Raw genomic sequence first — 24,911 nt, forward strand, 5'->3', positions numbered from 1 at the left:
GATGATTGGGGAGGAAGCCGTGCAGCGGATCGCAGCGGTACTGGTGTCTCTGGCCGGGGTGGTGTTCACCGCCAACGGCTACCGGCCGCTGAGCAAGCGCGGGTACGGGGCCGGATATGCGTTCGGCTTCGGGCTGTTCGCCTCCGAACTTCCGCTGCCGTCGCTGGCCGCACACTTCGCGGCGCTGGCCGCGCTGTCCCGGGGGTTGCCGGCCCGCGTGCTCGGGTTCAGCTGCCTGCTGTCGGCGGCGTCCTGGCTGGGCCTGCTGGGTCTGGCCCGCGCCGGACGGCAGGCCGACGAACCCCTGACCGCAGCACTGCATGAAGGCCTGGGTCCCGGCCGCCGCACCGAGTCCGGCGACCTGTGGAAGCGGCCGGCGCCCGACGGTGCGACGGCGAAGAAACCCGGCCCGGCCCGCATGCTGCGGATCTGGCGCGATTACGCGCACGACTCCGACATCAGCTACGGGGAGTACGGTTCGCGCAACCACCTCGACATCTGGCGACGGCCCGATCTGGACCGTGGCGGCAAAGCCCCGGTGCTGCTGCAGGTGCATGGCGGCGCCTGGATGGTGGGAAACAAACGCGGACAAGCGCATCCGCTGATGAGTCACCTGGCCGAGCTGGGCTGGGTCTGCGTATCGGTCAACTACCGGCTCAGCCCGCGGTCCACCTGGCCCGACCAGATCGCGGACGTCAAGCGCGCCATCGCCTGGACCAAGGAACACATCGCCGAGTACGGCGGCGACCCGGACTGGATCGCGATCACCGGCGGTTCGGCCGGCGGGCACCTGTCCTCCCTTGCCGCACTCACCCCGAACTACCCGCTGTTTCAGCCGGGCTTCGAAGAATTGGACACCCGGGTGCAGGCGGCGGTGCCGTTCTACGGGTTCTACGACTTCACCCGCGACGACGCGGTGCATCCGATGATGCACGCGATGATGGCCAAGCGGGTGTTCAAGCTCGGCCGCAAGGAGATCGTCGAACCGTTCCGCCTGGCGTCGTCCATCACACACGTTTCCGAGGACGCGCCGCCCTTTTTCGTGTTGCACGGCGTCAACGACTCGCTGATCCCGGTGGAGCAGGCCCGCAGCTTCGTCGCGCGGCTGCGCGAGGTCAGCCGCCAGCCGGTCGTATACGCCGAATTGCCTTGTGCTCAGCATGCTTTCGACATCTTCGGCTCCGCCCGGGCCGCGCACGCCGCGGTGGCGGTGGAGCAGTTTCTGGCCGAGGTCTACACGGCCGCGCATGCCAAGGACAGCGCCACCGCCGCTACCTAGCCGCTGCGTGGGCTGCGCTCGTCGAGCAGCCTGATCACCTGGGCGGCGAGCTCGTCGATGTCGGCGCCGGTGGTGTCGAGCACCAGGTCAGCGTTCTCCGGGGGCTCGTAGGGCGCATCCACCCCGGTCAGGCCTTTCAGTTCGCCGCTGCGCGCCCGCGCATACAGCCCCTTGGGGTCGCGCTTCTCGCACTCTTCGAGCGAGGTGGAGATGTGCACCTCGATGAACGGCAGTTTGGCGGCGTCGTTGAGGGCGCGGGCGGTTTCGCGGTCGGATTTGAGCGGCGACACCAGCGAGGCGAGGGCTACCACGCCGGCGTCGGCCAGCAACCGTGTCAAATGCCCTACCCGCCTGATGTTTTCGGTGCGGTCGCCGGGGGAGAAGCCCAGATCGTCGGACAGTCCGTGGCGCAGGTTGTCGCCGTCGAGCAGGTAGGCGACGCGCCCGGATTCGACGAGCGCACGTTCCACGGCCACCGCGACGGTGGACTTCCCTGATGCCGGCAAACCGGTGAACCAGATGGTGGCACCCGGCTGCCCGGTCGCCTTCCAACGGTGCTTGCGGTCCAACGCCGAAGGGTGCCAACGGATGTCGGTGCGCTGGCTGGCGCCCGGCTTGACCTCCCGGGCCTCGATGATGGTGCCGGCGCCGACGGTGTCGTTGGTGGTTTCGTCGATGAGGATGAACGCGCCGCTGTCGCGGTTGTCGGTGTAGGGATCTGCGATGATGATCGAGCTGGTCCGCAGCGTCACGGTGCCGATGTCGTTGAGTGTCAACTCAACCGGCTGGTCGATCTCGTCGAGCGTCTCGGGGTCCAGGCGCGAGTGCAGTTCCTGCACGGTGGTCCGCACCGTCCGGGTGGTCTGCTTGAGCGCCAACCGGTCGCCGGCCCGCAGCGGGTTGTCGATGAACCAGCACACGGTGGCGTCGAGTTCCCGGGCCAGCACCGGCAGGACCGCGTCCTCGGCCCCGCTGACCAGGACGTCGCCCCGGCCGACGTCGATATCGTCTTCCAGTTCGATCGACACCGAAAGCGGTGCCACCGCGGTCTTGCGGTCGTCGTCGAGGGTGTCCAGGGCCGTCACCGTCGACGTGGTGCCCGCTGGCAGCGAGATCACCGGGTCGCCGACGCTGAGCGTGCCCGCCGCCAGCCGCCCGGTGTAGCGGCGGCGCTGGTGGTCGGTCGGGCGCGAAACCCACTGCACCGGCAGGCGCAGCCGGGAGGCTTCAGCCTGCGGCGCGGCCAGCTCGACGCCCTCCAGGTAGTCCAGCAGCGTGGGGCCGTCATACCAGGGTGTCCGGTCGGAACGGTGCACGACGTTGTCGCCGTGTTTGGCCGCGAGCGGGATCACCTTGAGGTCCACCTCGCCCAACCGTCCCGCGACCTGACTCAGTTGCTCCTCCACCTCGGCGAACTTAGCCTGGTCGAAGTCGATCAGGTCGATCTTGTTCACCGCCGCGACAAAGTGCTTGATACCCAACAACTTTGCGATCCGCGCGTGCCTGCGGGTCTGGCGGAGCACGCCTTCGCGCGCATCCACCAACAGGACCGCGACGTGCGCGTTGGAGGCCCCGGTGAACATGTTGCGGGTGTAGCGCTCGTGGCCGGGGGTGTCGGCCAGGATGTAGCTGCGGGTCTCGGTGGAGAAGAAGCGGTAGGCGACGTCGATGGTGATGCCCTGCTCGCGTTCGGCGCGCAGACCGTCGGACAGTGCCGCGAGGTCGGCGACGCCCTCGTCGTCGGTGACGGCTTCGAGGTGGTCCAGCGGCAGGCTGTCGGTGTCGTGCAGCAGCCGGCCGATCAGGGTGCTCTTGCCGTCGTCCACCGAGCCCGCGGTGGTGATCCGCAGCAGCTGACGCGTCACACCCTTGGGATGCACGATCTTGTCGGCCTTGTCGGCCTTCTCGGCCTTCTCGGCCTTCTCGGAAACAGTCATCAGAAGTACCCTTCTCGCTTGCGGTCCTCCATCGCGGCGGCCGACGTGCGGTCATCGGCCCGCGTCTCGCCGCGCTCGGACACCGTGGCCGCCGAGATCTCGGTGATCACAACGGTGATGTCGGTGGCTTCGGAGCGCACCGCTCCGGTGATGGTCAGGTCGCCGACGGTGCGGTACCGCACCCATTCCTTCTTCGCTTCTTCGCCGTCGGCCGGGCTGGTGTACTCCGACACCGCCAGCAGGATGCCGTCCCGCGCGAACACCTCGCGCTCGTGCGCGTAGTAGATCGACGGTATTTCAAGGTCTTCCAGCTCGATGTAGCGCCACACGTCGAGTTCTGTCCAGTTGCTCAGCGGGAACACCCGGACCTGTTCGCCCTTCTTGATCCGGCCGTTGTAGAGCGACCACGGCTCCGGACGCTGCGCGCGCGGATCCCACTGGCCGAACTCGTCGCGGAAACTCAGAATCCGTTCTTTGGCCCGGGCGCGTTCCTCGTCGCGGCGGGCGCCGCCGAACGCCGCGTCGAAGCCGCCTGCTTCGAGCGCGTCGAGCAGGGTGCGGGTCTGGGCCCGGTTGCGGGAAGCCGACGGGCCGGGATCGGGTACCCGGCCGTTGTCGATGGACTCCTGCACCGACGCGACGATCAGCTTGTGGCCCTCGCCGGTGACCCGGCGGTCCCGGAACTCGATGACCTCGGGGAAGTTGTGCCCGGTGTCGACGTGCATCACCGGGAACGGCAACGGCAGTGGCCGAAATGCCTTCTCCGCCAGCCGAAGCAGCACGATGGAGTCCTTGCCGGCGGAGAACAGCAACACCGGGCGCTCCAGCTCGGCGACCACTTCGCGGATGATGTGGACCGCCTCGGCTTCCAGCAGTCGCAGCTCGTCGACACGCCGCGCTTCTACCGCTGTCGTCATCGGTGCGGCTCCTGTCCGTTTCGCCGTGCATCGTGGTTGGCACGAATCATGTTGGTAGTCCTTCTCTTTCGGCGTCAGCGCGATAACGGTCCACCCAGTCGTCGGAACGCTGATCGGCTTGGCGCTGCAGTACCGGTTCGGGTGCCAGCCGGGGATCGAGGCCCAACTGCTCCAGGATGTCGCCCACTACCTGAGTCAGGTTGCGCCACAACACCGGATAGGAGATCTCGATCGGCTTGACGTTTTCCTCGGCGAACCAGTTCTGCCAGCCTTCCTCCTGCGCCCGCAGCATTGTGACGACGTGCGCGATCGCGCCGGCGTGATAGGTGGCGCGGGCGTCGCGGACCGGGTCGGGCCGTCCGCGCCAGACCCGGGTCTGCACCGCACGCCAGAACGACACGGCCTGCGAGATGACATCGGGGCGGTGAATGTGGATGAGCAGCGGATCCTCGCCGACCACGTCGCGGATAGCCGACAACAGCCCCTCGCCGGAGCGGTCCGGCAACGCGGCGGCCCGGTCCAGCAGTAGTGGCGTCTGGTTCCACATCAGCTTGCCACCCCACACGCCGTTGGGCGTGCGGCCCACCGTGCGGATGTAGTCGCGCCAGATTTCGGCAGGTGCGAGGTCGGGTTTTCCCTCGTCCAACGGATCCAGCAGGCTCAGGATCGACTCGTCGTCGACGTCGGCGAACCACTGCCGGGGCTGCGGGGACTGACTGGTGCTGGGCAGGTACTGAAAGAACTCCTGTGGTTCGCCGGCCACCCCGGTCGCGCGCAGCGATTCGACCAGCAGGGTGCTCCCGCTGCGCTGGGAAGCCAGCACCAGATACGACGAGGGATGATCGACCACGATCGCAGCCTAACCGGACGCAAAACCGCTGCAACTCTTGCCGTTACGTTCAGCGTGAGGATAACTATTGCGCCTCGGCCCTGCCGGCGGGCAAAAGTGACGCCGACGGCCGGGCTCGGCTCACCGACTCCGCAACGGGCCGCGACGCGTGGTGTCGCTGGCGAATCCGCGCACCACGTGCGCGCTGACGAATTCGGCCACCACTGCGGGATCGCCCATATCGCGGATCGGTGAGGCAGTGCTGAACAACGAGAACAGGATTCGGGCGAACCATTCGCCGGCCGATTCGACGTCGAGGTCTTTGCGGACCTCACCGGTGAGTTTCGCGGCCGACAGGTAGGGCGCGAAGAAGTCGATGCATTCCCGCAACAGCACCGCGGCGTCCTTGGTCAGCAGCAGGCTGATCGCATCTTCGTCGAAGTACTCCTCAGAGGCGATGGCCCTGCGGGCCTGGGTGACGAACACCGCCGCATTTGCGAGTTTGTCCTCCAGCGAACTGCCCGGCGCCATCGCCCGGGACATCTCCCGGTAGAACTGCTCGGAGGCATGTTCGGCGCACGCCTCCAGAATCTCGCCCTTGTCGCGGAAATACTCGTAGATGGTGCTGCGGGACACCCCCGCCTCCCGGGCGATGTCGACGATCGTCGCCTTCAACAGCCCGTGCTTGCGGAAGCAGGCATACGCAGATTCCAGGATGAGGTCACGCGTCGCGGTGGAAGTGGAAGCCTGGGTCATCGGGCTAGCCGTCCCGGGCGAGGATCAGCCCACTGGTGGGCACCCCGGTGCCCGAGGTGACCAGTACGTGCTCGACACCCTCGACCTGGTTGTACGACGTGCCGCGGACCTGCCGGACACCTTCGGTGATGCCGTTCATGCCGTGGATGTACGCCTCGCCGAGCAGGCCGCCGTTGGTGTTGATCGGGAACTCACCACCCAGCGACAGCCGCTCCACGGTGGCGAAGTCCTTGGCCTCGCCGCGCCCGCAGAAGCCGAGTTCTTCCAGCTGGGTGAACACGAACGGCGTGAAATGGTCGTAGATGAAAGCGGTTTGGATGTCGGCCGGTTTGAGCCCGGAGTCACGCCAGAGCCGGTCGGCGACGACGCCCATCTCCGGGAGTCCGGTGATGTCGTCGCGGTAGTAGCTGGTCATCATCTCGCCGTTGGCTGCCGCGCCCTGGGCGGCCGCCGCGATGATCGCCGGCGGTCGACGCAGGTCGCGCGCCCGCTCGGCGCTGGTGACCACCAGCGCCACCCCACCGTCGCTCTCCTGGCAGCAATCCAGCAGGCGCAGCACGGGTTCGACGATCCAGCGCGAGTTCTGATGGTCTTCCAGCGTGATCGGACGTTCGTAGAACCACGCGTCGGGGTTGCGGGCGGCGTGCGCGCGGTCGACGACGGCGATGCGCCCGAAGTCCTCGTTGGTGACGCCGTAGGTGGACATATAGCGCTGGGCGTGCAACGCCACCCACGCCGCCGGCGTGATCAGACCGAACGGCGCATAGTGCGCCATGAACAGCGGCGTCTCGGCACTGGTGCGCCCGCTGCCGCCGAACCGGAAACCCGAGCGCTCGTTGAAGGCCCGCCAGCACACCACCACGTCGGCGACGCCGGTCGCGACCGCCATCGCGGCGTGCACCACGGTGCCGGCGGCCGCGCCACCGCCGTGGTGTACCCGGCTGAAGAAGCTCAGATCGCCGATGCCGACGTTGCGGGCAATCTCGATCTCGTCACTGGAATCCATGGTGAAGGTGACCATGCCGTCGACATCGGCCGGCGCCAGACCGGCGTCGTCGAGCGCGGCACTGACTGCCTCGCAAGCTAATTGGAGCTCGCTGCGGCCGGACTCCTTGGAGAACTCGGTCTGCCCGATCCCGGCTATTGCACAGTGGCCGGCGAGGGTGCCCCGTTGCGTGCTGCTCATGCCTGCGGCCCGTCCAGCAGACTGAGCACCGCGGTGCCCGAGACGTGATCGCCGAGATTGTTGGAGCCGCGGAAGGTGACCTCGACGAAATTCTCGCCGTCCTGGCCGGGGTTCTTGGCGGACACGCTGCCGGTGAAGCTCAGCGTGGAGCCCGGAAAGCACGGCACGCCAAGGCGAATCGCGAGGTTCTTCACCATCGCCTCGGGGCCGGCCCAGTCGGTGAGGAACCGCACGCAGTACCCGTTGGTGGTCAGGATGTTCATGAACAGGTCGGGGGAGCCCTGCTTCTTGGCGTAGTCGCGGTCGTGGTGCACGGGCATGAAGTCGCGTGAGGCGATCGCCCCGGCCACGATCTTCGTGGTGTCGACAGGGATTTCGAGGGGACTGAGCTCGTCACCGACCTCGATGTCAGCCCACTTCAACGTGCTGGTCCGGCTGGCGGTGGTCGTCATCTAACGTCCTTCCGAATAGGTCGCGCCGAGGCGGGCAAGTTGCTGGGAGGCCGGGCCCAGGGTCAGCTCGTTGTGCTTGGCCCACAGGAAGTAGCGGTGCAGCGGATAGGTGGTGTCGATCCCGATGCCGCCGTGCACGTGTTGGGCTGTGGCGGTGACCCGGGCCCCGGCGTCGGCGGCCCAGAATTTGGCGATGCGGGCCGCCCGGTCGGCGGATTGCCCGGCGCCGATCAGCCACGCCGCATGCCAGGTGGTCCAGCGGATCGCCTCGACATCGATGAAGGCGTCGGCCATCCGCTGTTGCACGGCTTGGAAGCTGCCGATCGGCCGGCCGAATTGTTCCCGCCCGGTGGTGTATTCGGCGGCGATGTGCAGGGCCCGGTCGGCGACGCCGAGCTGGACCGCGCACAGCGCGACCAGTGCGCGCGTGTACAGCGCCGCTACGTCGACGTCGATCCGGTCGTCGTCGGAAACGGTTGCACCGGCCAGGAGTACGTCGGCGTGCGGTTCGCGATCGGTGGTCGGCACCGCCCGGACCTCGACCCCGGGTGCGTCTGTCGCCACCAGGAACACCGCGACGTCCCCGTCGTCGACCGCTGCCGGAATCAGCACCGTGTCGGCCAGTTGCGCAGCCGGCACCAGTTCTTTGGCCCCGTCCAGGCGCCAGGTCGCGCCGTCGCGGCGGGCGGTGGTGGCCGGACGTGTCGGGTCGGACCGGCCGGGCTCGGCCAGGCCGGCCGTCAGGATGCGTTGCCCGGCAATGACATCGGGCAGGAAACGGTGCTGTTGGCCGGGATTGCCGTGCCGGGCGATCGGGTCGGCGCCCAGCACCAGCGTCGGGTAGGCCGGCACCGGGGCCACCGCCCACCCGACTTCGGCCAGCAGCACGCCGAGTTCCACGAAGCCGCCACCGTTGCCGCCGAACGATTCCGGCAGTGCGGTCCCGAGCAGGTCGACGGTGGCGAGTTCCTTCCACAGGGCCTCGTCGTAGCGCGTGTCACCGGCCTCCAGTTCGGTGAGCCGTTCCGGTGTGGCCCGGCGATCAAAGATCTCCCGGGCCAGCTTGGCGATGGTTTCCTGCTCTTCGGTGAAGGTGAAATCCATGGCTACCGACTCGGCCGGAACTGGTGCAGCGTCAAGTCGTTGTCGTAGGTCTGGAAGTACAGCTGCACCGGCATACCGACTTCCACCTCAGCCGGATCGATGTCGGTCAGGTTGGACACCAGCCGAACCCCTTCCTCGAGTTCGACCAACACCACAATGTAGGGGTAGTCGAAGAACGGGACGCGCGGCTGGTGCGGCATCACGTAGCTGTACACCGTGCCGCGCCCGGACGCCTCGATCGGCTCCCACTCCAGCGAGCGGCACTGCGCGCACATCGGCCGGGGCGGGTGCCGCAGCGTCGCACAGCCGCTGCAGCGCTGGATCAGGAGTTTGTTCTGCTTCAATCCGTTCCAGAAGAACGCGGTGTCGGCGCTGATGGTGGGCGCCATCCGGGTGGCCATCAGTTGGCCGGCTTGAATCGCAGGACCCGGAAACGTTGTCGCCCAAGCACTTCGCCGTCCTGATTGGTATAGGTGGTCAGCCAGGTCAGGAAGAACCCGGTGCCCAGCGCCGTCTTCTTCTCCTCCGACACCGACTCGTAGACCGTCGTCGCGCTGATCAGGTCGCCCAGCCGCGGATAACGCTCGATCTCGAATTCGGAATTGGTGGCCACCGTACTGCGGTATCCGGCCTCGTCCAGGAAAGCCGTTGGGTTGCTTCTGATTTCGACGGGCGCGCCCCCGCGGTCCCCGATCCCGTCCAGCTTCGGCGAGGGCATGGTCCAGGTCTGCAGCATCACCGGCGGCGAGACGATGCCACCGAACCGCGAGGTCGCCGCGAAATCAGGGTCGATGTACACCGGATTCAGGTCGTCCATGGCGTAGGCCCAGTGCCGGATCATCGGCTGATTGACCGGATCTGGAGCCACCGAGGGCTTTCCGGTGCCGCCGGTCGGTTTGCCGACCAGGGCCCGCACCCTGTCTTGCACTTCTGCGTCGGTCACTTAGGTCGATCCTCCTTTGTCTGCGGCCGCGCGAAGATCACGAGGTGCGCGCGGCATGCGCAGTCCCGCCATCGCGATGATGTCACGCTGGATTTCATTGGCGCCGCCGCCGAACGTGTTGATCACGGCCTGCCGGTACGCCGATTCCAGGGCGCCCCGCAGCGGAGCGTCCGCGCCGCGGCGCACTCCGTTGCCGTCGAGCACCTCGAGCAGCTGACGGGCCACCTGCTGGGTGAGTTCGGTGCCGAACACCTTCGCCGCCGAGGCTTCACCCATGTTCAGCACACCTTTGGTCATCGCGGCGTTCACCCGCAGATTGACCAGCTTGTAGGCAGCGACCTCGGCTTCGACCCGGGCCAGTGCCAGCTGGACCCAGGGCTGGTCGATGACGCGGGCACCGTCGAGTTCGGTCTCGGTCGCCCAGGCCACCGTCTTTTCGAACAACGGCTCGAGTGCACCCAGGTTGCCCAGCGCGGCGCGTTCGAAATTCAACTGGGTGGTGATCAGTTCCCACCCCTGGTTCTCCTCGCCGACCAGCGCGCTGACCGGAACCCGCACGTTGTCGTAGAACGTGTAGAACGTCGAGATGCCCGGCATGGTGTGCAGTGGCTGCCAGGAGAAACCCGGCGCCGACGTCGGCACGATCAGAATCGAGATTCCCTTGTGCTTCTTCACATTCGGATCGGTGCGGACCGCCAGCCAGATGTAGTCGGCGTAGGCCGCGCCACTGGTGAACATCTTCTGGCCGTTGATGACGTATTCGTCGCCGTCGCGGACGGCGGTGGTGCGCACCGAGGCCAGGTCACTGCCTGCGCCTGGTTCGGAGTAACCGATCGCGAATTCGACGCTGCCGTCCAGAATGGCCGGCAGGAACTTCTGCTTCTGCTCCTCGGTGCCGCGCTGCATCAACGTCGGACCGACGGTATTGAGCGTCACCAACGGGATCGGTGCCCCGGCCCGGCGGGCCTCCTCGCCGAAGATGTACTGCTCGATTGCCGAAAAACCCTGTCCACCATATTCTTTGGGCCATCCCACGCCAAGCAGGTTGGCCGCTGCCAGCGCGCGCACGCAGTCCCGGACAGCGGGGCCGCCCTCGATGTTCTTGCCGATCGCCGCGACGCGTTCGGGTGTCATCACCTGTTGCAGTGTGGCACGCATCTCGGCGCGCAGCCGTTGCTGTTCCGGGGTGTATTCGAGATCCATGTCTCAGACCTCCAGCCGTACCGGCATCCGCTTGACCCCGGGCACCATCGTGGCCTTCATCCGGTCGACGTCGCCGACCAGGTCCAGGCGCGGGAAGCGCCGCAGCAACTCCTCGAACAGCACGGTCGCCTCCAGCCGCGCCAATTGCGCACCGATGCAGGAATGTTCACCGCAGCCGAACGCGATGTGCGGATTCGGATGGCGCGTGACCTTGAAGTCCTCTGAGTCAGCCCCGAATACGTCTTCGTCGCGGTTGGCCGACCCGTAGAGCATCGTCACCACGTCGCCGGCCCGGATCAGCCGGCCGCGAATGTCGACGTCGGCGGTCGCCACCCGCGACATGCTCACCACCGGGCTGTTCCACCGCAGCATCTCTTCCACTGCGACCGGAATCGACGTGGGGTCCTCGACCAGCAGGCGGGCCTGGTCGGGGTGGTTGATCAGGGCCAGGGTGCCCAGCGCTATCAGGTTGCGGGTCGTCTCGTTGCCGGCCACCAGCAGCAGGAAGGCGAAGTTCAGCAGATCCTCGTCGCTGAGCCGGTGCTCGTCGATCTCGGCCGCCGCCAGCACCGAGAGCAGGTCGTCGCGTGGATCGGCGCGCCGGGCGGCGATCAGCTTCTGGAAGTACTCGAACAGCTGGCCCATGGCCACGAACGCGTCGAGTTCGATCTCGGGGTCGGCGGTCCCGGTGGCCGCGTCCGACCAGGTCCGGAACTGCTCCCAATCCTCGGCGGGCGCACCGATCAGCTCGGCGATCATCCGGGTGGGCAGCGGGGCGGCGATCTCCTCGGCGAATTCGTGCACCGTGCCGGGTTCGACCTCGTCGAGGATGCCGCGCACGATCTCGCGGATCTTGGGCTCGAGCACCGAAACCCGGCGCCGGGTGAAGCCGGCGTTGATCAGCTTGCGCATCTGCCGGTGCCGCGGCGGATCGGTGAAGATGAGGTTGCCGTCCTGCACCGGGTTCGGCATGTCCGGGTCCGGAATGCTGATGCCCTTGGTGGAAGTGAACAGCGCCGGGTTGCTCGACACGAACCGGATGTCCTCGTACTTGAGCAGCGCCCAGAATCCGGTCACGTCGTTCCAATGCACCGGCGATGTCGCACGCAGCTCCCGGTAGGCCGGATACGGGTCGCCGGCATAGAACTCCGGTGAGTGCAGTGGGATGTCGGTGTGCACGGCGGGGCGTTCCTCCGATCCGACACATTTATCGAAAGTGTCTTGTGCATTGTGTCTACTCTGCTGGTAATCGCGCTGTCAACACGCCCGCAACACTATGAAACAGCGCAGAATTCAGTTGTGCAGTGATTGACGCCCGGGTTCAGCGGGTGTACACCAGGGGAATAGATGACCGACATCATCGATCCTTGGGGTGAGGAAGCAGATGGCTGTGTTACCGGCGCTCGTGGACAGCTACCAGCTCTACATCGACGGGCGTTGGGTCGAACCGGAGAACGGTCGCTACGACGACATCTCGCCGGCCACCGAGCAGGTCATCGCCACCGCACCCGACGCGAGCACCGGCCAGGTCGGCGATGCGATCGGCGCGGCACGGCGCGCATTCGACGACGGCCCCTGGGCCGGTTCGACACCCGAAGACCGGGCGAGGTGCCTCACCCAACTCGGGGAGGCGCTGCTCAAGCACGCCGACGACTTCTTCGCGCTGTCTCAGCAGGAGTGGGGCTGCATCCAGAACGAGCGGCTGATGCAAGTCGACGGGGCGGCGTTCATGTCCATCCACGCCGCCCAGCTGGCCACCCAGTTGGCCGACGACGCTGTGACCGGGATCGGTGCCGGGACCACGCTGCTCCGGCACCAGCCGCTGGGTGTGGTGTCGATCCTGACGCCGTGGAACTTCCCGCACTGCCTCAACGTGATGAAGCTCAACCACGCGTTGGCCGCCGGCGACACCGTCGTCCTCAAGCCTTCGCCGCTGACCCCGCTGGCCGGGCTGGCGCTGGCCCGGCTCATCGACGAGCACACCGACATCCCGCCCGGGGTGGTCAACGTCGTCACCCCGTCCGGCGTCGACGCGGCGAAGCTGCTCACCACCGATCCGCGGATCGACATGGTCAGCTTCACCGGCAGCTCGGTGGTCGGGCGCCAGGTGATGGCGGCCGCGGGCGACACCCTCAAACGGATTCTGCTGGAACTGGGGGGCAAGTCGGCGTGCATCCTCCTGGACGACACCGAGGTCACCGACGAGATGTTGCAGCAGCTGCTGTTCGACTGTTGCTCGCTGCACGCCGGGCAGGCCTGCATTCTGCAGAGCAGGCTGCTGCTGCCCGATGCCTTGCACGACGACGTCGTGGACCGGTTGGTGGCACTGGCCCGCGAGGTCGAAGTGGGTGACCCGACCGACGCCGCGGTGCAGATGGGCCCGCTGATCAGCGACGCGCAACGCGACCGGGTGGCGGCCCACGTGGCCGGCGCGCTGGACGGCGGAGCCCGGTTGGCGACGGGGGGCGGCCGGCCGGCCGGCTTGGACGTCGGGTTCTACTTCGAGCCGACGATCCTGACCGAGGTCGAGCCGGATTCGGTGATCGCCCAGGAGGAAGTGTTCGGGCCGGTGCTGAGCGTGGTGCGCTACCGCGACGACGACGATGCGGTCGCGATCGCGAACAACTCGCGCTACGGCCTTTCCGGCGCGGTGTGGAGCGGTGACGTGGAGCGGGCGGTGGGCGTCGCCCGCCGGATCCGGACCGGACAGGTAGCGGTCAACGGTTGTGGTGCCGGCGCGGCGCCGTTCGGTGGATTCAAGTTGAGCGGGCTGGGCCGGGAAGGCGGCGGGATCGGCGGGGTGCACCAGTACATGGAGTCGATGGCCATCGGCGTGCCCGCGTGACCGGGCCCCTGTCGGGGCTGCACGTGGTCGAAATCGCCACCGAGATCGCCGGACCGTACGCCGCCAAGTTGCTCGCCGACCTCGGTGCCGAGGTCGTCAAGATCGAACCTCCGGACGGTGATCCGTTGCGCCGGTGGGGGCCTTTCCCCAGCGGGATACCCGACCCGCAGCATAGTGGTCTGTTCGAATATCTCAATGCCGGAAAGCAGTGCATCACACTGGATTTCGCTCAGCCAGGTGACCGGGCGACCGCCGAAGGCCTGATCGCGCGGACCCACGTACTCGTGGAGAACCACGCACCCGGCACGCTGGCGGGCTGGGGCCTGGACACCGTCACGCTGGCGCGGATCAACCCGAACCTGGTGTTGCTGAGCATCTCTCCCTTCGGACAGACCGGGCCGTGGCGTGACCGCATCGCCACCCCGCTGACCATGCAGGCGGTGTCCGGTTGGATCAGCACCCGGGATCCGCAGCGCCCGCCGGTGCAGGCCGGTGCCCGGATCTCGGAATACGTCGCCGGTGTCTACGGTGGGATGGCCGCATTGACCGCGTTGCGATCGACGGGCTTCCGGCAGGTCGACGTCTCGGAGTTCGAGTCGCTGCTGTCCACCCTGCCGTATCCGATGCTGATGGCCGAGCGGATGAAAAGCCTTGGGCTGGAACCGAATGTCCGGGCGGCACCGATGCTTGGTGTGGTGCGCGCAGCCGACGGGTGGGTCGGTATCAACTGTCTGACCGGGCAGCACTGGCTCGACGTGTGCGCGATGCTGGGACTGCCGGAGTTCGGTGAGCACCAGATCGCCATCATGCTGGGCGGCCCGGAGCGTGCCGAGTTCTTCGCCAAGGCAGCGCCGTTGCTCGCCGCGCAGACGGTGGCCGAACTCGTCGAACTGAGCCAGGCGATGCGGATCCCGGCGGCCCCGGTCAACGACGGCGCCACCATCCTGGATTCGCCGCAGTACGCCGAGCGCGGATTCTTCATCGAGGGCAACGGATTTCGCCGCCCCGGTCCGCCCTTTCGGATGGGCGCCGGTGATGCTGCCCCGCCGCACTGCGCCACTGTGCCGCCCCCGCCGCCGGAATCCCCTTTCCAGGGACTGCGCGTGCTAGATCTGAGTACCTTCTGGGCCGGCGCCTACCTCACCTGTTATCTGGGTGCGTTCGGCGCCGACATCGTCAAGATCGAGTCCATCCAGCGTCCCGACGGCCACCGCTATTCCGGTGCCTATCCCTTCGAGGGTGAGGACTGGTACGAGCGCAGCGCACTGTGGCAGGCCACCAACCTCAACAAGCGCGACCTCACCCTGGATCTGAACACCCGGCGCGGGCGCGACATCGCGCACCGGCTGGCCGCGCAGGCCGACGTCGTGGTGGAGAACTTCTCCCCGCGCGTGGTCGAGCAAATCGGCCTGGACTACCAGTCGCTGGTGGCGCTCAACCCGGATGTGATCGCGGTCCGCATGCCCGGCTTCGGACTGGACGGGCCGTGGCGCGACTACGTCGGCTGGGCGCTGAACATCGAGCAGACGTCGGGGATGACGGCGGTGACCGGCTACCCCGACGGGCCGCCGTGCAACCTGCAGGGTCCGGCCGATCCGATCGTCGGCGTGCACGCCGGGGTCGCCTTGCTGGCCGCGCTGGAACACCGGCGCCGCACCGGACAGGGCCAGCTGATCGAGGTCGCCCAGATCGAGGTCGCCGCCTGCGTGACCGCCGAACCGGTGATCGAGTACTCGCGCAATGGTGTGGTGTGCCCCCGTGCCGGCAATCGGCGGCGCGGTCACCTGCAAGGGGTCTACCCGACCCAGGACGGGACGTGGGTGGCGCTGTCGCTGCCCGACGACCCGTCCCTGAACCACGATGTGTTCGACGAACTGGTCGCCGCCTGGACCCGTACTCAGCGAGCACAGGTCATCGTCGAACAGCTTCGCGCACAGGGCATTCCGGCCGAGCAGGTGGTCACCGGCGACCAGATGTACGAGTTCGCTCAGCTCGCCGCCCGGGATTTCTACGAACGGTTCGAGCATCCCGTCACCGGACCGCGCCGCTTTCCGGGCTGGCCGTTCCGGATCACACCCGGGCCCGGTCGGCACCACCGCACCGCCCCGCCCACCCTCGGTCAGCACAACGACGAAATCCTGCGTGCGCTCGGGCTTTCCGACGACGCACTGGCCGAACTGCGCGACCAGCGGATCATCGGCGAACGGGTGCTGAACGCCTAGCGCCGGGCCGATGCCGTCCTAGACTGCCCTGGACAGAGAGGGGGCGTCGGGCCGGTGCGCAGGGCGTTCAGAGACTTCGTGGTCGGCTGGTGGAACCAGCCGTCGGGTTTCGACTGGACGGTGCAGCAGCTGCGCAACCGCGGATTGCTGCGGCTACACCAGGTGTTCATGGGAATCCTGATGGTGTTCTACGCCGGCATCAGCATCCTCACCGCCGTCTACCCCTACCTGAAGATCCCCGAAGTCAGCTATTTCATCGTCGCGGTGGCGGCGGTATCAGGCATCGGGTGGGCGTTCGGACCGTTCCCCTCCGAGCGGGTTTCGGCGCTGTTCATCCTTGTTTCCAATCTGTGCATCCTCGGCACCGTCGTCAACGTGAGTCAGACGTTCCTGGCCATGCCCGGCTTGACGGTGCTGGCCATCAACGGCTTCTACATCGTTGTCCTGCACGGGCCGCGGGCGCTGACAGCGCATCTGATGTTCTCGGCGGGGTCGATCGGCTGGTGCTACGCCGAATCGTTGCGCCAGCATCTGTTTCCCGGCAACGTCACCACCATCAACCTGCTGATAGTCGTGCCGATCGTCTTGGGATTTCCCGTCGTGATGCAGGCGTATCTGCTGACGCTGCGCACCGGTGCCGTTGCGGCGCTTCACGATCCGTTGACCCGGCTGAACAATCGCCGCGGCCTGGAGAACAGTCTGGACGGCCTGGTGGGTGCGACGGTGACACCGGTGACGGTGCTGACGGTGGATGTCGACCGATTCAAGGCGATCAACGACACCCATGGGCACGAAGTCGGGGACCGGGTGCTCACCACCATCGCCGAGTGCATCCGCGCCGGTGTCGCCGATGCATCGTTGGATACGGCCGCCGCGCGGATCGGCGGCGAGGAGTTCGTGATCGTGCTGCGCGGTGACTCCAGCGCCGGACGCGCGGTGGCCGGTCGGATACATGCCGCGCTCGCCGCGGATGCGACAGCCCCCGGTTTCACCGTGAGCATCGGTATAGCGACCGGCGTCTGCTCGTCGGCGACCGTGCAGAATGTGGTGCACCGTCTCATCGACAGTGCGGATTCGGCGATGTACCGGGCCAAGCGAGCCGGCGGGAACCGGACCGAGGTGGACCGGCGCGAGTCGTCTGAGCTGCACTGATAAGATTTCCAATGCGTTAACGTATCCGATAGAAAGGTGTTCGGCATGGCCGTCGCGATCGACCGTCCGAAACTCGAGGGGAACATCGCCGTCGGCGACAACCGGCAGATCGGTTTCGCCGAGTTCGGGGCCCCGCAGGGGCGCGCGGTGTTCTGGCTGCACGGCACTCCGGGTGCCCGGCGCCAGATCCCGACCGAAGCCCGCATCTACGCCGAACACCACGACATCCGCCTGATCGGTATCGACCGGCCCGGCATCGGCTCCTCGACGCCGCACCGCTACGAAGCCATCTCGGAGTTCGCCGGCGACTTGCGCGCCATCGCCGACACCTTGGGCATCGAGCACATGGCAGTCGTCGGATTGTCCGGGGGCGGACCCTATTCGCTGGCATGTGGCGCGCGGCTGGCTGACCGGGTGGTCGCGGTCGGGGTGCTCGGCGGCGTGGCGCCGACGCAGGGTCCCGACGGCATCAGCGGCGGCGCGATGACACTGGGCGTGCGGGTCGCACCACTGCTGAAGTTCGGTGGCAACCCGCTGCGGATCGGCGCCAGCATGCTGATCCAGGGGATCCGGCCGGTCGCCTCGACCGCGCTCGACATCTACGCGCTGCTTTCGCCTGAGGCCGATCGGCACCTGCTGACCCGTCCCGAATTCAAGGCGATGTTCCTCGACGACCTGCTCAACGGCAGCCGCCGGCAGCTGGCGGCGCCCTTCAACGACGTGATGCTGTTTGCGCGGGACTGGGGATTCCACCTCGACGAGGTGCAGGTACCGGTCAAATGGTGGCACGGCGACCACGACCACATCATCCCGTTCTCGCACGGCGAGCACATGGTCGCCCGGCTGCCCGACGCCGAACTGTTCCACCTGCCCGAGGAGAGCCACCTCGCCGGCCTGGGCCGCGGCGAGGAGATCCTGTCCACCCTGATGAAGATCTGGGACGAGCGTGGCTGACCCGGTAGCCTCGCTCACGTGCTGCTGACCTCGCTGAATCCTGCGGTCGCCACCGCCGACGACATCCCCGACGCGGTCAGCATCGACGGCTTCCGGCTCAGCCGCAGCGACCTGGTCGGCGGCGCGACATCGGTCGCCGAGCGGGTGGCGGGCGCGCGGATGGTCGCGGTACTGGCCGTTCCGACGGCGTCCACGGTCCTGGCGATCGTCGGCTGCCTCATCGCCGGCGTGCCGGTGGTGCCGGTGCCCGCCGACGTCGGCGTGGCCGAGCGCCGGCACATGCTCACCGACTCCGGCGCCCAGGCCTGGCTGGGTCCGGTGCCGGACGATCCCGATGGCCTGCAACACGTTCCGGTCCGCCTGCATGCGCGGTCCTGGCACCGGTACGCCGAACCGGCACCGGATGCGCTGGCGATGGTGGTATACACCTCGGGCACAACGGGTTTGCCCAAAGGCGTGCAGGTGAGCAGGCGGGCCGTCGCGGCGGATCTGGATGCGCTGGCCGAAGCCTGGCAGTGGACACCCGACGACGTGCTGGTGCACGGCCTGCCGCTGTACCACATCCACGGTCTGGTACTCGGATTGCTCGGCTCGCTGCGGGTCGGGAATCGGTTCGTGCACACCGGAAAACCGACGCCGGACGGGTACGCGGCCGCGGGCGGGTCGCTGTACTTCGGGGTGCCGACGGTCTGGTCGCGGCTGGCGGCCGAGCCTGCGGCAGCCGAATCGCTAAGAGCAGCACGACTTTTGGTGTCCGGCAGTGCGGCGCTGCCGGTGCCGGTGTTCGAACGCCTGGAGGCGTTGACCGGGCACCGGCCCATCGAACGCTACGGTGCCTCCGAATCGTTGATCACCGTGTCCACCCGGGCCGACGGGGAACGGCGCCCCGGTTGGGTCGGGTGGCCGTTGACCGGCGTGCAGACCCGGATGGTCGACGACCACGGCGATCCCGTTCCGCACGACGGGGAAACCGTTGGCAAACTTCAGGTTCGGGGCGCCACCCTGTTCGACGGGTACCTCAACCGCCCCGAGGCCACCGCTGAGGCATTCACCGCGGACGGCTGGTACCGCACCGGCGACGTCGCCGTCGTCGACGACGGCGGCATGCACCGGATCGTGGGCCGGGAGTCGGTCGACCTGATCAAGTCGGGCGGTTACCGCATCGGGGCAGGCGAGATCGAGACCGTGCTGCTCGGACACGCCGACGTGGCCGAGGTGGCGGTGGTCGGCCTGCCCGACGCGGATCTGGGCCAGCGGATCGTGGCCTACGTGGTAGGCCAGGCCGATCCTGCCGAGCTGATAGACCATGTCGCCCAACAACTGTCAGCGCACAAGCGACCTCGCGAAGTGCGGATCGTGGACTCGCTGCCCCGCAACGCGCTGGGCAAGGTGCTCAAAAAGCAGTTGATCGACCAGGGCTGACGGAACAGCACGGAGGCCACTTCGGCGGTGGTGGCTGCAGCGCACCGGCTCGCAGCATCCTGCCAGCACTTCCCAGGCAAACGCGCACCTGCGGGCCGCTACCGTTTTCAGGGTGCCGCCAACCACGCTTGAAGCCGCAGCTCCCGCGTCCAGCCCGATGCGAGCGGTGGCCCTGTCCTGTTTGGTGGGCTCGGCCGTCGAGTACTACGACTTCTTCATCTACGGCACCGCAGCAGCCCTGGTGTTTCCCACGGTGTTCTACCCGCACCTGGGTCCGACGATGGCCACTGTCGCCTCAATGGGCACCTTTGCCACCGCGTTCCTGTCCCGACCGCTCGGCGCGGCCGTCTTCGGACATTTCGGGGACCGGTTGGGCCGTAAGCGAACCCTGGTCGCCACCCTGCTGATCATGGCGCTGTCCACCGTGACGGTGGGTCTGGTGCCCAGCACGGCGACCGTCGGCCTGGCGGCCCCGCTGATCCTGATCGTGCTGCGGGTGCTGCAGGGGTTCGCCGTCGGCGGCGAATGGGCCGGGTCGGCGTTGCTGAGCGCCGAATCCGCGCCGGTCGATCGGCGCGGGTTCTACGGAATGTTCACCGTGCTCGGCGGCGGCATCGCGCTGGTGCTGACCAGCCTGACGTTCCTGGGTGTCAACGCCACCATCGGCGAAGGCAGCCACGCATTCCTGCAATGGGGGTGGCGGATTCCGTTCCTGCTGAGCGCGGTGCTGATCACCATCGCGCTCTACGTGCGCCTGAACGTCGGCGAGACGCCGGTGTTCGCCGGTCAGCGAACCCACGCGGCCGTGGCCCCGCTGACCGAGGTGCTGCGACTGCAACGCGCCGAGGTGATGCTGGCCGGCGGCAGCGTGCTGGGGTGCTTCGCCTTCACCTATCTCGCCAGTGCGTACCTGCCCAGCTACGCGCATACCCAACTGGGGTATTCCCGCAACCTGATCCTGGCCGTCGGGGTGCTGGGCGGGCTGACCTGCCTGGTGTTCGCCGCACTCACGGCCACCCTGTGCGACCGGTTCGGGCGGCGCCGCGTGCTGCTGGTCAGCTGGGCCGCGGCACTGCCCTGGGCGGTGGCGGTGATGCCGCTGATCGATTCGCGTGACCCGGTCCTGTTCGCGGTGGCGATTCTGGGCATGTACGCCGTGTCCGCGAGCTGTTTCGGACCGATTGCGTCCTTCGTCCCCGAACTGTTCGCCACCCGCTACCGCTACACCGCGACGGCGCTGTCCATCAATCTGGCGGGTATCGCCGGCGGTGCGGTGCCACCGCTGGTCGCGGGCTGGCTGCTGGCAGCCTATGGCGCGGCCGGCATCGCGTACCTGTTGCTGACGCTGGCGGGACTGAGCCTGATTTCGGTCTACCGACTGCCGGAAACCAGCGGGACCGAACTCGACGCGCGTTAGTTGGCGTGCAGGTCCGCGTTGAGCGCGATGCCCTGGCCACCGCGCGGCACCACCTCGACCGCGCCGCTCAGCGAGTTGCGTCGGAACAGCAGGTTGTTGCCGCCGGACAGCTCGGCTGCCTTGAGTGTGCTGCCGTCGGGGGTGTTGACCTTGGTGCCGGCGGTGACATACAGCCCCGCCTCCACCACGCAGTCGTCGCCCAACGAGATGCCCAGGCCCGCGTTGGCGCCCAGCAGGCAGCGTTTGCCGATCGAGATCACCTGCTCGCCGCCGCCGGACAGGGTGCCCATGATCGAAGCGCCGCCGCCGACGTCCGAGCCGTCACCCACCACGACACCCGCCGAAATGCGGCCCTCCACCATCGATGCGCCCAGGGTGCCGGCGTTGAAGTTGACGAAACCCTCGTGCATCACCGTGGTGCCCGGCGCCAGGTGCGCACCCAGGCGCACCCGGTCGGCGTCGGCGATCCGCACCCCGGTGGGCAGCACATAGTCCACCATGCGGGGGAACTTGTCGACGCCGTAGACCGTCACCGGCCCGTGCCGGCGCAACCGCGCCCGCACCGCCTCGAAACCCTCGACGGCGCAGGGGCCGCGGTTCGTCCAGACCACGTTGGTCAATACTGCGAACAAGCCGCCGGCGTTCAGCCCGTGCGGCGCTACCAAGCGGTGCGACAGCAGATGCAGCCGCAGGTAGGCGTCGTACGCGTCGGCGGCCTGATCGTCCAGCGACCCGAGCACAGTGCGCACGGCGATGGTCTCGGTACGGCGGTCGTCGTCGCGTCCGACCAGCGCGGCCAGTTCGGCGGGCACGTCGGAAAGGGCCAACCGGGAGGTGGCGCTGTCGCCGGACTCGGTCAGTTCCGGTGCGGGGAACCACGTGTCCAGGACAGATCCGTCGGATGCCAGCGTCGCCAGGCCGATGCCTGCAGCTCCAGTCACGGCGGTCAGGTTACTTTCCCGCGCGAGCAGACACAAAAGCACCCATTTGCCGGTCAAAATAGGGGCTTTTGCGACTGCTCGGCATACTTGGTGCCGTGTTGGACTTGTGCGGCGACCCGGTGGCGCTGACCGCGGCGTTGGTGGACATTCCCAGTGAATCGCGCGACGAGGCGCGCATCGCCGCCGAGGTGGAGGCGGCCCTGCGTGCCCAGGCGCCCCGCTTCGAGATCGTCCGCAGCGGCAACGCGGTACTGGCGCGCACGGCGCTGGGCCGTCCGACGCGGGTGTTGCTGGCCGGGCATCTGGACACCGTTCCGGTCGCCGACAATCTGCCCAGCCGGCTGGTGGACGGCCAGCTGCACGGTTGCGGCACCGCCGACATGAAAGCCGGGGATGCGGTTTTTCTGCATCTGGCGGCCACCCTCGCCGACCCGGTGCACGACCTGACCCTGGTGATGTACGACTGTGAGGAAATCGAGTCGGCGGCCAACGGATTGGGCCGCATCCAGCGCGAGTTGCCGGAGTGGCTGTCCGCCGACGTGGCCATCCTGGGTGAGCCCACCGACGGCTGGATCGAGGCAGGCTGCCAGGGCACCCTGCGGGTGGTGGTCCGCGCCACCGGTACCCGGGCGCACTCGGCCCGATCGTGGCTGGGCGACAACGCAATTCACAAACTCGGTGCGGTGCTGGACCGGTTAGCCGGCTATCGGGCGCGCAGCGTGGACATCGACGGGTGCGGCTACCGCGAGGGCCTGTCGGCGGTGCGTATCGACGGCGGCGTCGCCGGCAATGTGATCCCGGACGCGGCGGCGGTCACGATCAATTTCCGGTTCGCCCCGGACCGCTCGCCCGAAGCGGCTTTACACCACGTGCACGAGGTGCTGGACGGGCTGGACGTCGAGATCGATCTGACCGACTCCGCGGCGGGCGCCCTTCCGGGCCTGACGCATCCCGCGGCGAAGTCTCTGGTCGAGGCCGCAGGGGGACAGGTCCGGGCCAAGTACGGGTGGACCGACGTGTCCCGCTTTGCGGCACTGGGCATTCCGGCGGTCAACTACGGGCCCGGCGATCCCAATCTGGCACACAAGCGTGACGAGCGGGTGCCCGTCGCCAACATCGCGGCGTCAGTGGAGATGCTGCGCCGCTACCTGAGCCGGTAGCAGGCTGTGGCGCACCTCGCTGCCGCGGACTCGACGGCCCGGTCCGCGTCGTTGCGCGCTGAGCAGCGGCCTCAGCCCTGCGCCTGAGCCGCGGCGTCGGCCGCTGCCGCGCCCATCCCGATCGCGGCGAATTCGTCGGCCACCGCTCGCAGGCCGGCGGTGTCCCGGCCGGCCAGTGCGCTCGCATGGCGGACGACGATTTCGCCTACCTTGCAGTCGATTTCAGTGGCGAGCCGGGTGACCGGCTCGACGGCCCGGACATCGCCGAGCCGGACGGCGTCATGCCAGGCGAGCAGCGCCACCGCCGACTGCCCGGCGCGTTCGGCCATCCGGGCGGCGTCGCGCGCCGCCGACGTCGCACCCATCCGGTCGCGCGCCGTCGCCCTGGTCCACGCGCGCGCCTGACCGAGTTCGGGGGCGAACAACGCCGACTTGGTCCCGTGCCGGTTCTCCGCGCGCCGCAACGCTTTCGCCGACCCCGGGATGTCGCCCCGGCGCGCGATGGCGGTGGTCAACAAGATCAGCGACAGCGGACCCCAGGAGTAGCCCGAACGTTCCAGCTCGGCGGCGGCGGGCTCCAACAGCTTTGCGGCAGCACCGAATTCACCTCGGACGTTCAGCACCAGGGCGATCAGCACCTCACCGATGGCCCGGCCCGGTTGCTGCAGTTCGGCGAAGTCGGTGAACTGCTGAGCCAGGGTCTGCGCCTGCGCGACCTCACCCGCCATCAGCAGCGAGGTGATCTGTGCCAGTCCCGCGGTGAACCGCAGCAGTCCGGGATGCTCTGCTGCCGTTGCCTTGTCGACCAGGGCCCCGACATCGGCGAAGCGTCCCATCCGCGCCGACGACAACGCGGCGGCACTGGCGGCCCACGCCACCGCCATGTCGCCGGCCGACGGCGCGGCCAGCACGTCGGTGGCCACGGCGAGGGCACGCTGCAGATTTCCCGAGTTCATGGCGAAGGTGGCGGTCAGCCCGTCCAGCACATTCTGGGCGGCCGGCTCGGTCACCCGATTGCGGGTCGTCTGCAGGAACGCGGTGGCCTTCTCCGGCTCGCCCAACATCCAGAACTGGTTGGCCGCCCGCGGCACCGCCCAGGCCATCAGATCGGCTTCGGACAAGTCGGCAGGCTGAACCGCCGCCAGCACCTGGCCCGCGTCACGGCCGCGTCCCTGCCAGGCCAGTGCCTGGCCCAGCACCAGCCGGGCATCCAGCCCGCCCGATCGGTCCAGCGCGGCGCGCGCCAACCGTTCGGCAAGCCACAGATCGCCGAGCCGCAGCGCCTCTTGCGCGGCGGCGACCACCTCGGCGACCGGCTGCAACGCGTCGCAGTCCAGCGCCAGCGACGCCAGCCGCAACCGGTCGCTGGGGTGCTCGCACGGGTGTCCGGAGAGCAACTCGACCAGCTCGGTGCGCCGTCGTCGCAGCACGTCGCCACCCGAGGTCGCCCGGACGCGCTCGCCGAACAGCGGATGGGCGATGTAGGCGACCGGCTCGTCGTCATTGCGTACCCGGGTCTCGGCGGCGCCGAGGTCCGTTGCCTCCTCGACCGCGCCCTCGCCGGCCAGCACGGCGAGATCGGCCAACGTCAGCGGCTCGACCAGGGCCAGGTAGTCCAGCACCGAACGGGCCGGCGCCGGCAGCTCGGCGAGGAATTCGTCGACCTCCGCCGCGGTGGTCAGCCCACCCGGCGGAGCGATGTCGATGCGGTCCAGCAGGCCGTCCGTCCACAACGCGGCGATGGCGGCCGGTGCCGCGTCCGCCCGCGCGGTGACGATCATCCGGGCGGTGCCGGCGCGGGCGAGCTGGTAGACCAGGGTCGCCGACAGGATGTCCAGGTCGTGGGCCTCGTCGACGACGAGCAGCAGATCGCTCTCCTGGGCGGCCCGGGTCAGCGACGTCCGGGCGGCCCGCAACAGTGCGGCCGGTTTCCCGATGTCGGCGAATTCGATCAGATGTCCGAAGGCGCCGAAGGGCACCACCTGCTCGGTGGGGGTCCCGATGACCCAGCGGGTGACGGTGTTCGGGTGCTCGGCGCAGCAGCGTTCGGCGGCCAGTCGGGCCAGCGTCGACTTGCCGACGCCGTCGGGTCCGACCACGATCCCGCCCCCGGATTCCCGCAACGCGCCGTGCAGCCGCTCCAGCGCCTCGGTGTGTTGCGGGACGTTCCAGCGGATCGGCACTGTTCGACT

The 24,911-nt window shown here is 68.2% G+C and carries 21 protein-coding genes; 8 read left to right on the forward strand and 13 right to left on the reverse strand.

From position 1 onward, the window contains the following. Positions 1-19 precede the first annotated feature (19 nt). Positions 20-1,279, forward strand: a complete 1,260-nt coding sequence (locus AC5Y6Y_RS20325) for an alpha/beta hydrolase fold domain-containing protein (protein WP_499930179.1) — start codon at positions 20-22, stop codon at positions 1,277-1,279. On the opposite strand, the gene cysC is transcribed toward AC5Y6Y_RS20325, so the two are convergent. From cysC to AC5Y6Y_RS20380, 11 genes are all read right to left on the reverse strand, one after another. Beyond that, a complete protein-coding gene (cysC, locus tag AC5Y6Y_RS20330; protein WP_499930203.1) occupies positions 1,276-3,144 on the reverse strand; it encodes an adenylyl-sulfate kinase in 1,869 nt (622 codons plus the stop codon). The two genes, AC5Y6Y_RS20325 and cysC, sit on opposite strands and share 4 nt — an antisense overlap. Positions 3,145-3,215: 71 nt before the next feature. Then, the gene (gene cysD, locus AC5Y6Y_RS20335; protein ID WP_499930180.1) at positions 3,216-4,133 is read right to left on the reverse strand and encodes a sulfate adenylyltransferase subunit CysD; all 918 of its coding nucleotides are present in this window, start codon (positions 4,131-4,133) and stop codon (positions 3,216-3,218) included. Positions 4,134-4,179: 46 nt separating this feature from the next. Continuing rightward, the gene (stf0, locus tag AC5Y6Y_RS20340; protein ID WP_463826735.1) at positions 4,180-4,983 is read right to left on the reverse strand and encodes a trehalose 2-sulfotransferase; all 804 of its coding nucleotides are present in this window, start codon (positions 4,981-4,983) and stop codon (positions 4,180-4,182) included. A 120-nt stretch (positions 4,984-5,103) separates the two neighbouring features. Next, on the reverse strand, positions 5,104-5,718 hold the full coding sequence (locus tag AC5Y6Y_RS20345; RefSeq protein ID WP_463826734.1) for a TetR/AcrR family transcriptional regulator: 615 nt from the start codon (positions 5,716-5,718) through the stop codon (positions 5,104-5,106). Between the two features lie 4 nt (positions 5,719-5,722). Beyond that, positions 5,723-6,904, reverse strand: coding sequence for a lipid-transfer protein (locus tag AC5Y6Y_RS20350; RefSeq protein WP_499926816.1), 1,182 nt, complete (start codon positions 6,902-6,904; stop codon positions 5,723-5,725). Beyond that, positions 6,901-7,356 carry a MaoC family dehydratase gene (locus AC5Y6Y_RS20355; RefSeq protein WP_499930181.1) on the reverse strand — a complete coding sequence of 152 codons (456 nt, stop codon included), beginning with the start codon at positions 7,354-7,356 and terminating at the stop codon, positions 6,901-6,903. The genes AC5Y6Y_RS20350 and AC5Y6Y_RS20355 overlap by 4 nt, the downstream gene beginning before the upstream one ends. Next, entirely contained in the window at positions 7,357-8,460 is a 1,104-nt protein-coding gene (locus AC5Y6Y_RS20360; RefSeq protein WP_463826731.1) for an acyl-CoA dehydrogenase family protein, read from the reverse strand. A gap of 2 nt (positions 8,461-8,462) precedes the next feature. Then, the gene (locus AC5Y6Y_RS20365; protein WP_499930182.1) at positions 8,463-8,861 is read right to left on the reverse strand and encodes a Zn-ribbon domain-containing OB-fold protein; all 399 of its coding nucleotides are present in this window, start codon (positions 8,859-8,861) and stop codon (positions 8,463-8,465) included. Then, entirely contained in the window at positions 8,861-9,403 is a 543-nt protein-coding gene (locus AC5Y6Y_RS20370) for an FAS1-like dehydratase domain-containing protein (RefSeq protein ID WP_499926824.1), read from the reverse strand. Before AC5Y6Y_RS20370 ends, AC5Y6Y_RS20365 begins: the two co-directional genes overlap by 1 nt. Beyond that, complete coding sequence (locus AC5Y6Y_RS20375; RefSeq protein ID WP_463826728.1) at positions 9,404-10,606, reverse strand: acyl-CoA dehydrogenase family protein; 1,203 nt, start codon at positions 10,604-10,606, stop codon at positions 9,404-9,406. A gap of 3 nt (positions 10,607-10,609) precedes the next feature. Beyond that, on the reverse strand, positions 10,610-11,785 hold the full coding sequence (locus AC5Y6Y_RS20380) for a cytochrome P450 (RefSeq protein ID WP_499930183.1): 1,176 nt from the start codon (positions 11,783-11,785) through the stop codon (positions 10,610-10,612). Between the two features lie 205 nt (positions 11,786-11,990). Between AC5Y6Y_RS20380 and AC5Y6Y_RS20385 the strand changes: the two genes are divergently transcribed. The 6 genes from AC5Y6Y_RS20385 to AC5Y6Y_RS20410 all read left to right on the forward strand — a co-directional run bounded on the left by AC5Y6Y_RS20385 (position 11,991) and on the right by AC5Y6Y_RS20410 (position 20,618). Continuing rightward, complete coding sequence (locus tag AC5Y6Y_RS20385; protein ID WP_499930184.1) at positions 11,991-13,451, forward strand: aldehyde dehydrogenase family protein; 1,461 nt, start codon at positions 11,991-11,993, stop codon at positions 13,449-13,451. Continuing rightward, entirely contained in the window at positions 13,448-15,673 is a 2,226-nt protein-coding gene (locus AC5Y6Y_RS20390; protein ID WP_499930185.1) for a CaiB/BaiF CoA transferase family protein, read from the forward strand. The genes AC5Y6Y_RS20385 and AC5Y6Y_RS20390 overlap by 4 nt, the downstream gene beginning before the upstream one ends. Before the next feature lie 54 nt (positions 15,674-15,727). Further along, the gene (locus AC5Y6Y_RS20395) at positions 15,728-16,825 is read left to right on the forward strand and encodes a GGDEF domain-containing protein (protein WP_463826724.1); all 1,098 of its coding nucleotides are present in this window, start codon (positions 15,728-15,730) and stop codon (positions 16,823-16,825) included. 45 nt (positions 16,826-16,870) lie between these two features. Continuing rightward, positions 16,871-17,779, forward strand: a complete 909-nt coding sequence (locus AC5Y6Y_RS20400; RefSeq protein WP_463826723.1) for an alpha/beta fold hydrolase — start codon at positions 16,871-16,873, stop codon at positions 17,777-17,779. Positions 17,780-17,797: 18 nt separating this feature from the next. Further along, positions 17,798-19,201: an acyl-CoA synthetase gene (locus AC5Y6Y_RS20405; protein ID WP_499930186.1), complete on the forward strand. Its 1,404-nt coding sequence runs from the start codon at positions 17,798-17,800 to the stop codon at positions 19,199-19,201. Positions 19,202-19,358: 157 nt separating this feature from the next. Next, the gene (locus AC5Y6Y_RS20410) at positions 19,359-20,618 is read left to right on the forward strand and encodes an MFS transporter (RefSeq protein WP_499926893.1); all 1,260 of its coding nucleotides are present in this window, start codon (positions 19,359-19,361) and stop codon (positions 20,616-20,618) included. Here AC5Y6Y_RS20410 and dapD read toward each other — a convergent pair. Next, positions 20,615-21,568, reverse strand: coding sequence for a 2,3,4,5-tetrahydropyridine-2,6-dicarboxylate N-succinyltransferase (dapD, locus tag AC5Y6Y_RS20415; RefSeq protein ID WP_499926895.1), 954 nt, complete (start codon positions 21,566-21,568; stop codon positions 20,615-20,617). The two genes, AC5Y6Y_RS20410 and dapD, sit on opposite strands and share 4 nt — an antisense overlap. Before the next feature lie 86 nt (positions 21,569-21,654). Between dapD and dapE the strand changes: the two genes are divergently transcribed. After that, positions 21,655-22,719 (forward strand): succinyl-diaminopimelate desuccinylase, encoded by a 1,065-nt coding sequence (gene dapE / locus AC5Y6Y_RS20420; protein WP_499926838.1) that lies wholly within the window; start codon positions 21,655-21,657, stop codon positions 22,717-22,719. 71 nt (positions 22,720-22,790) lie between these two features. On the opposite strand, the gene AC5Y6Y_RS20425 is transcribed toward dapE, so the two are convergent. Beyond that, positions 22,791-24,902: an AAA family ATPase gene (locus AC5Y6Y_RS20425; RefSeq protein WP_499930187.1), complete on the reverse strand. Its 2,112-nt coding sequence runs from the start codon at positions 24,900-24,902 to the stop codon at positions 22,791-22,793. Between the last annotated feature and the right edge of the window lie 9 nt (positions 24,903-24,911).

Source organism: Mycobacterium sp. NGS24 (assembly GCF_059813065.1).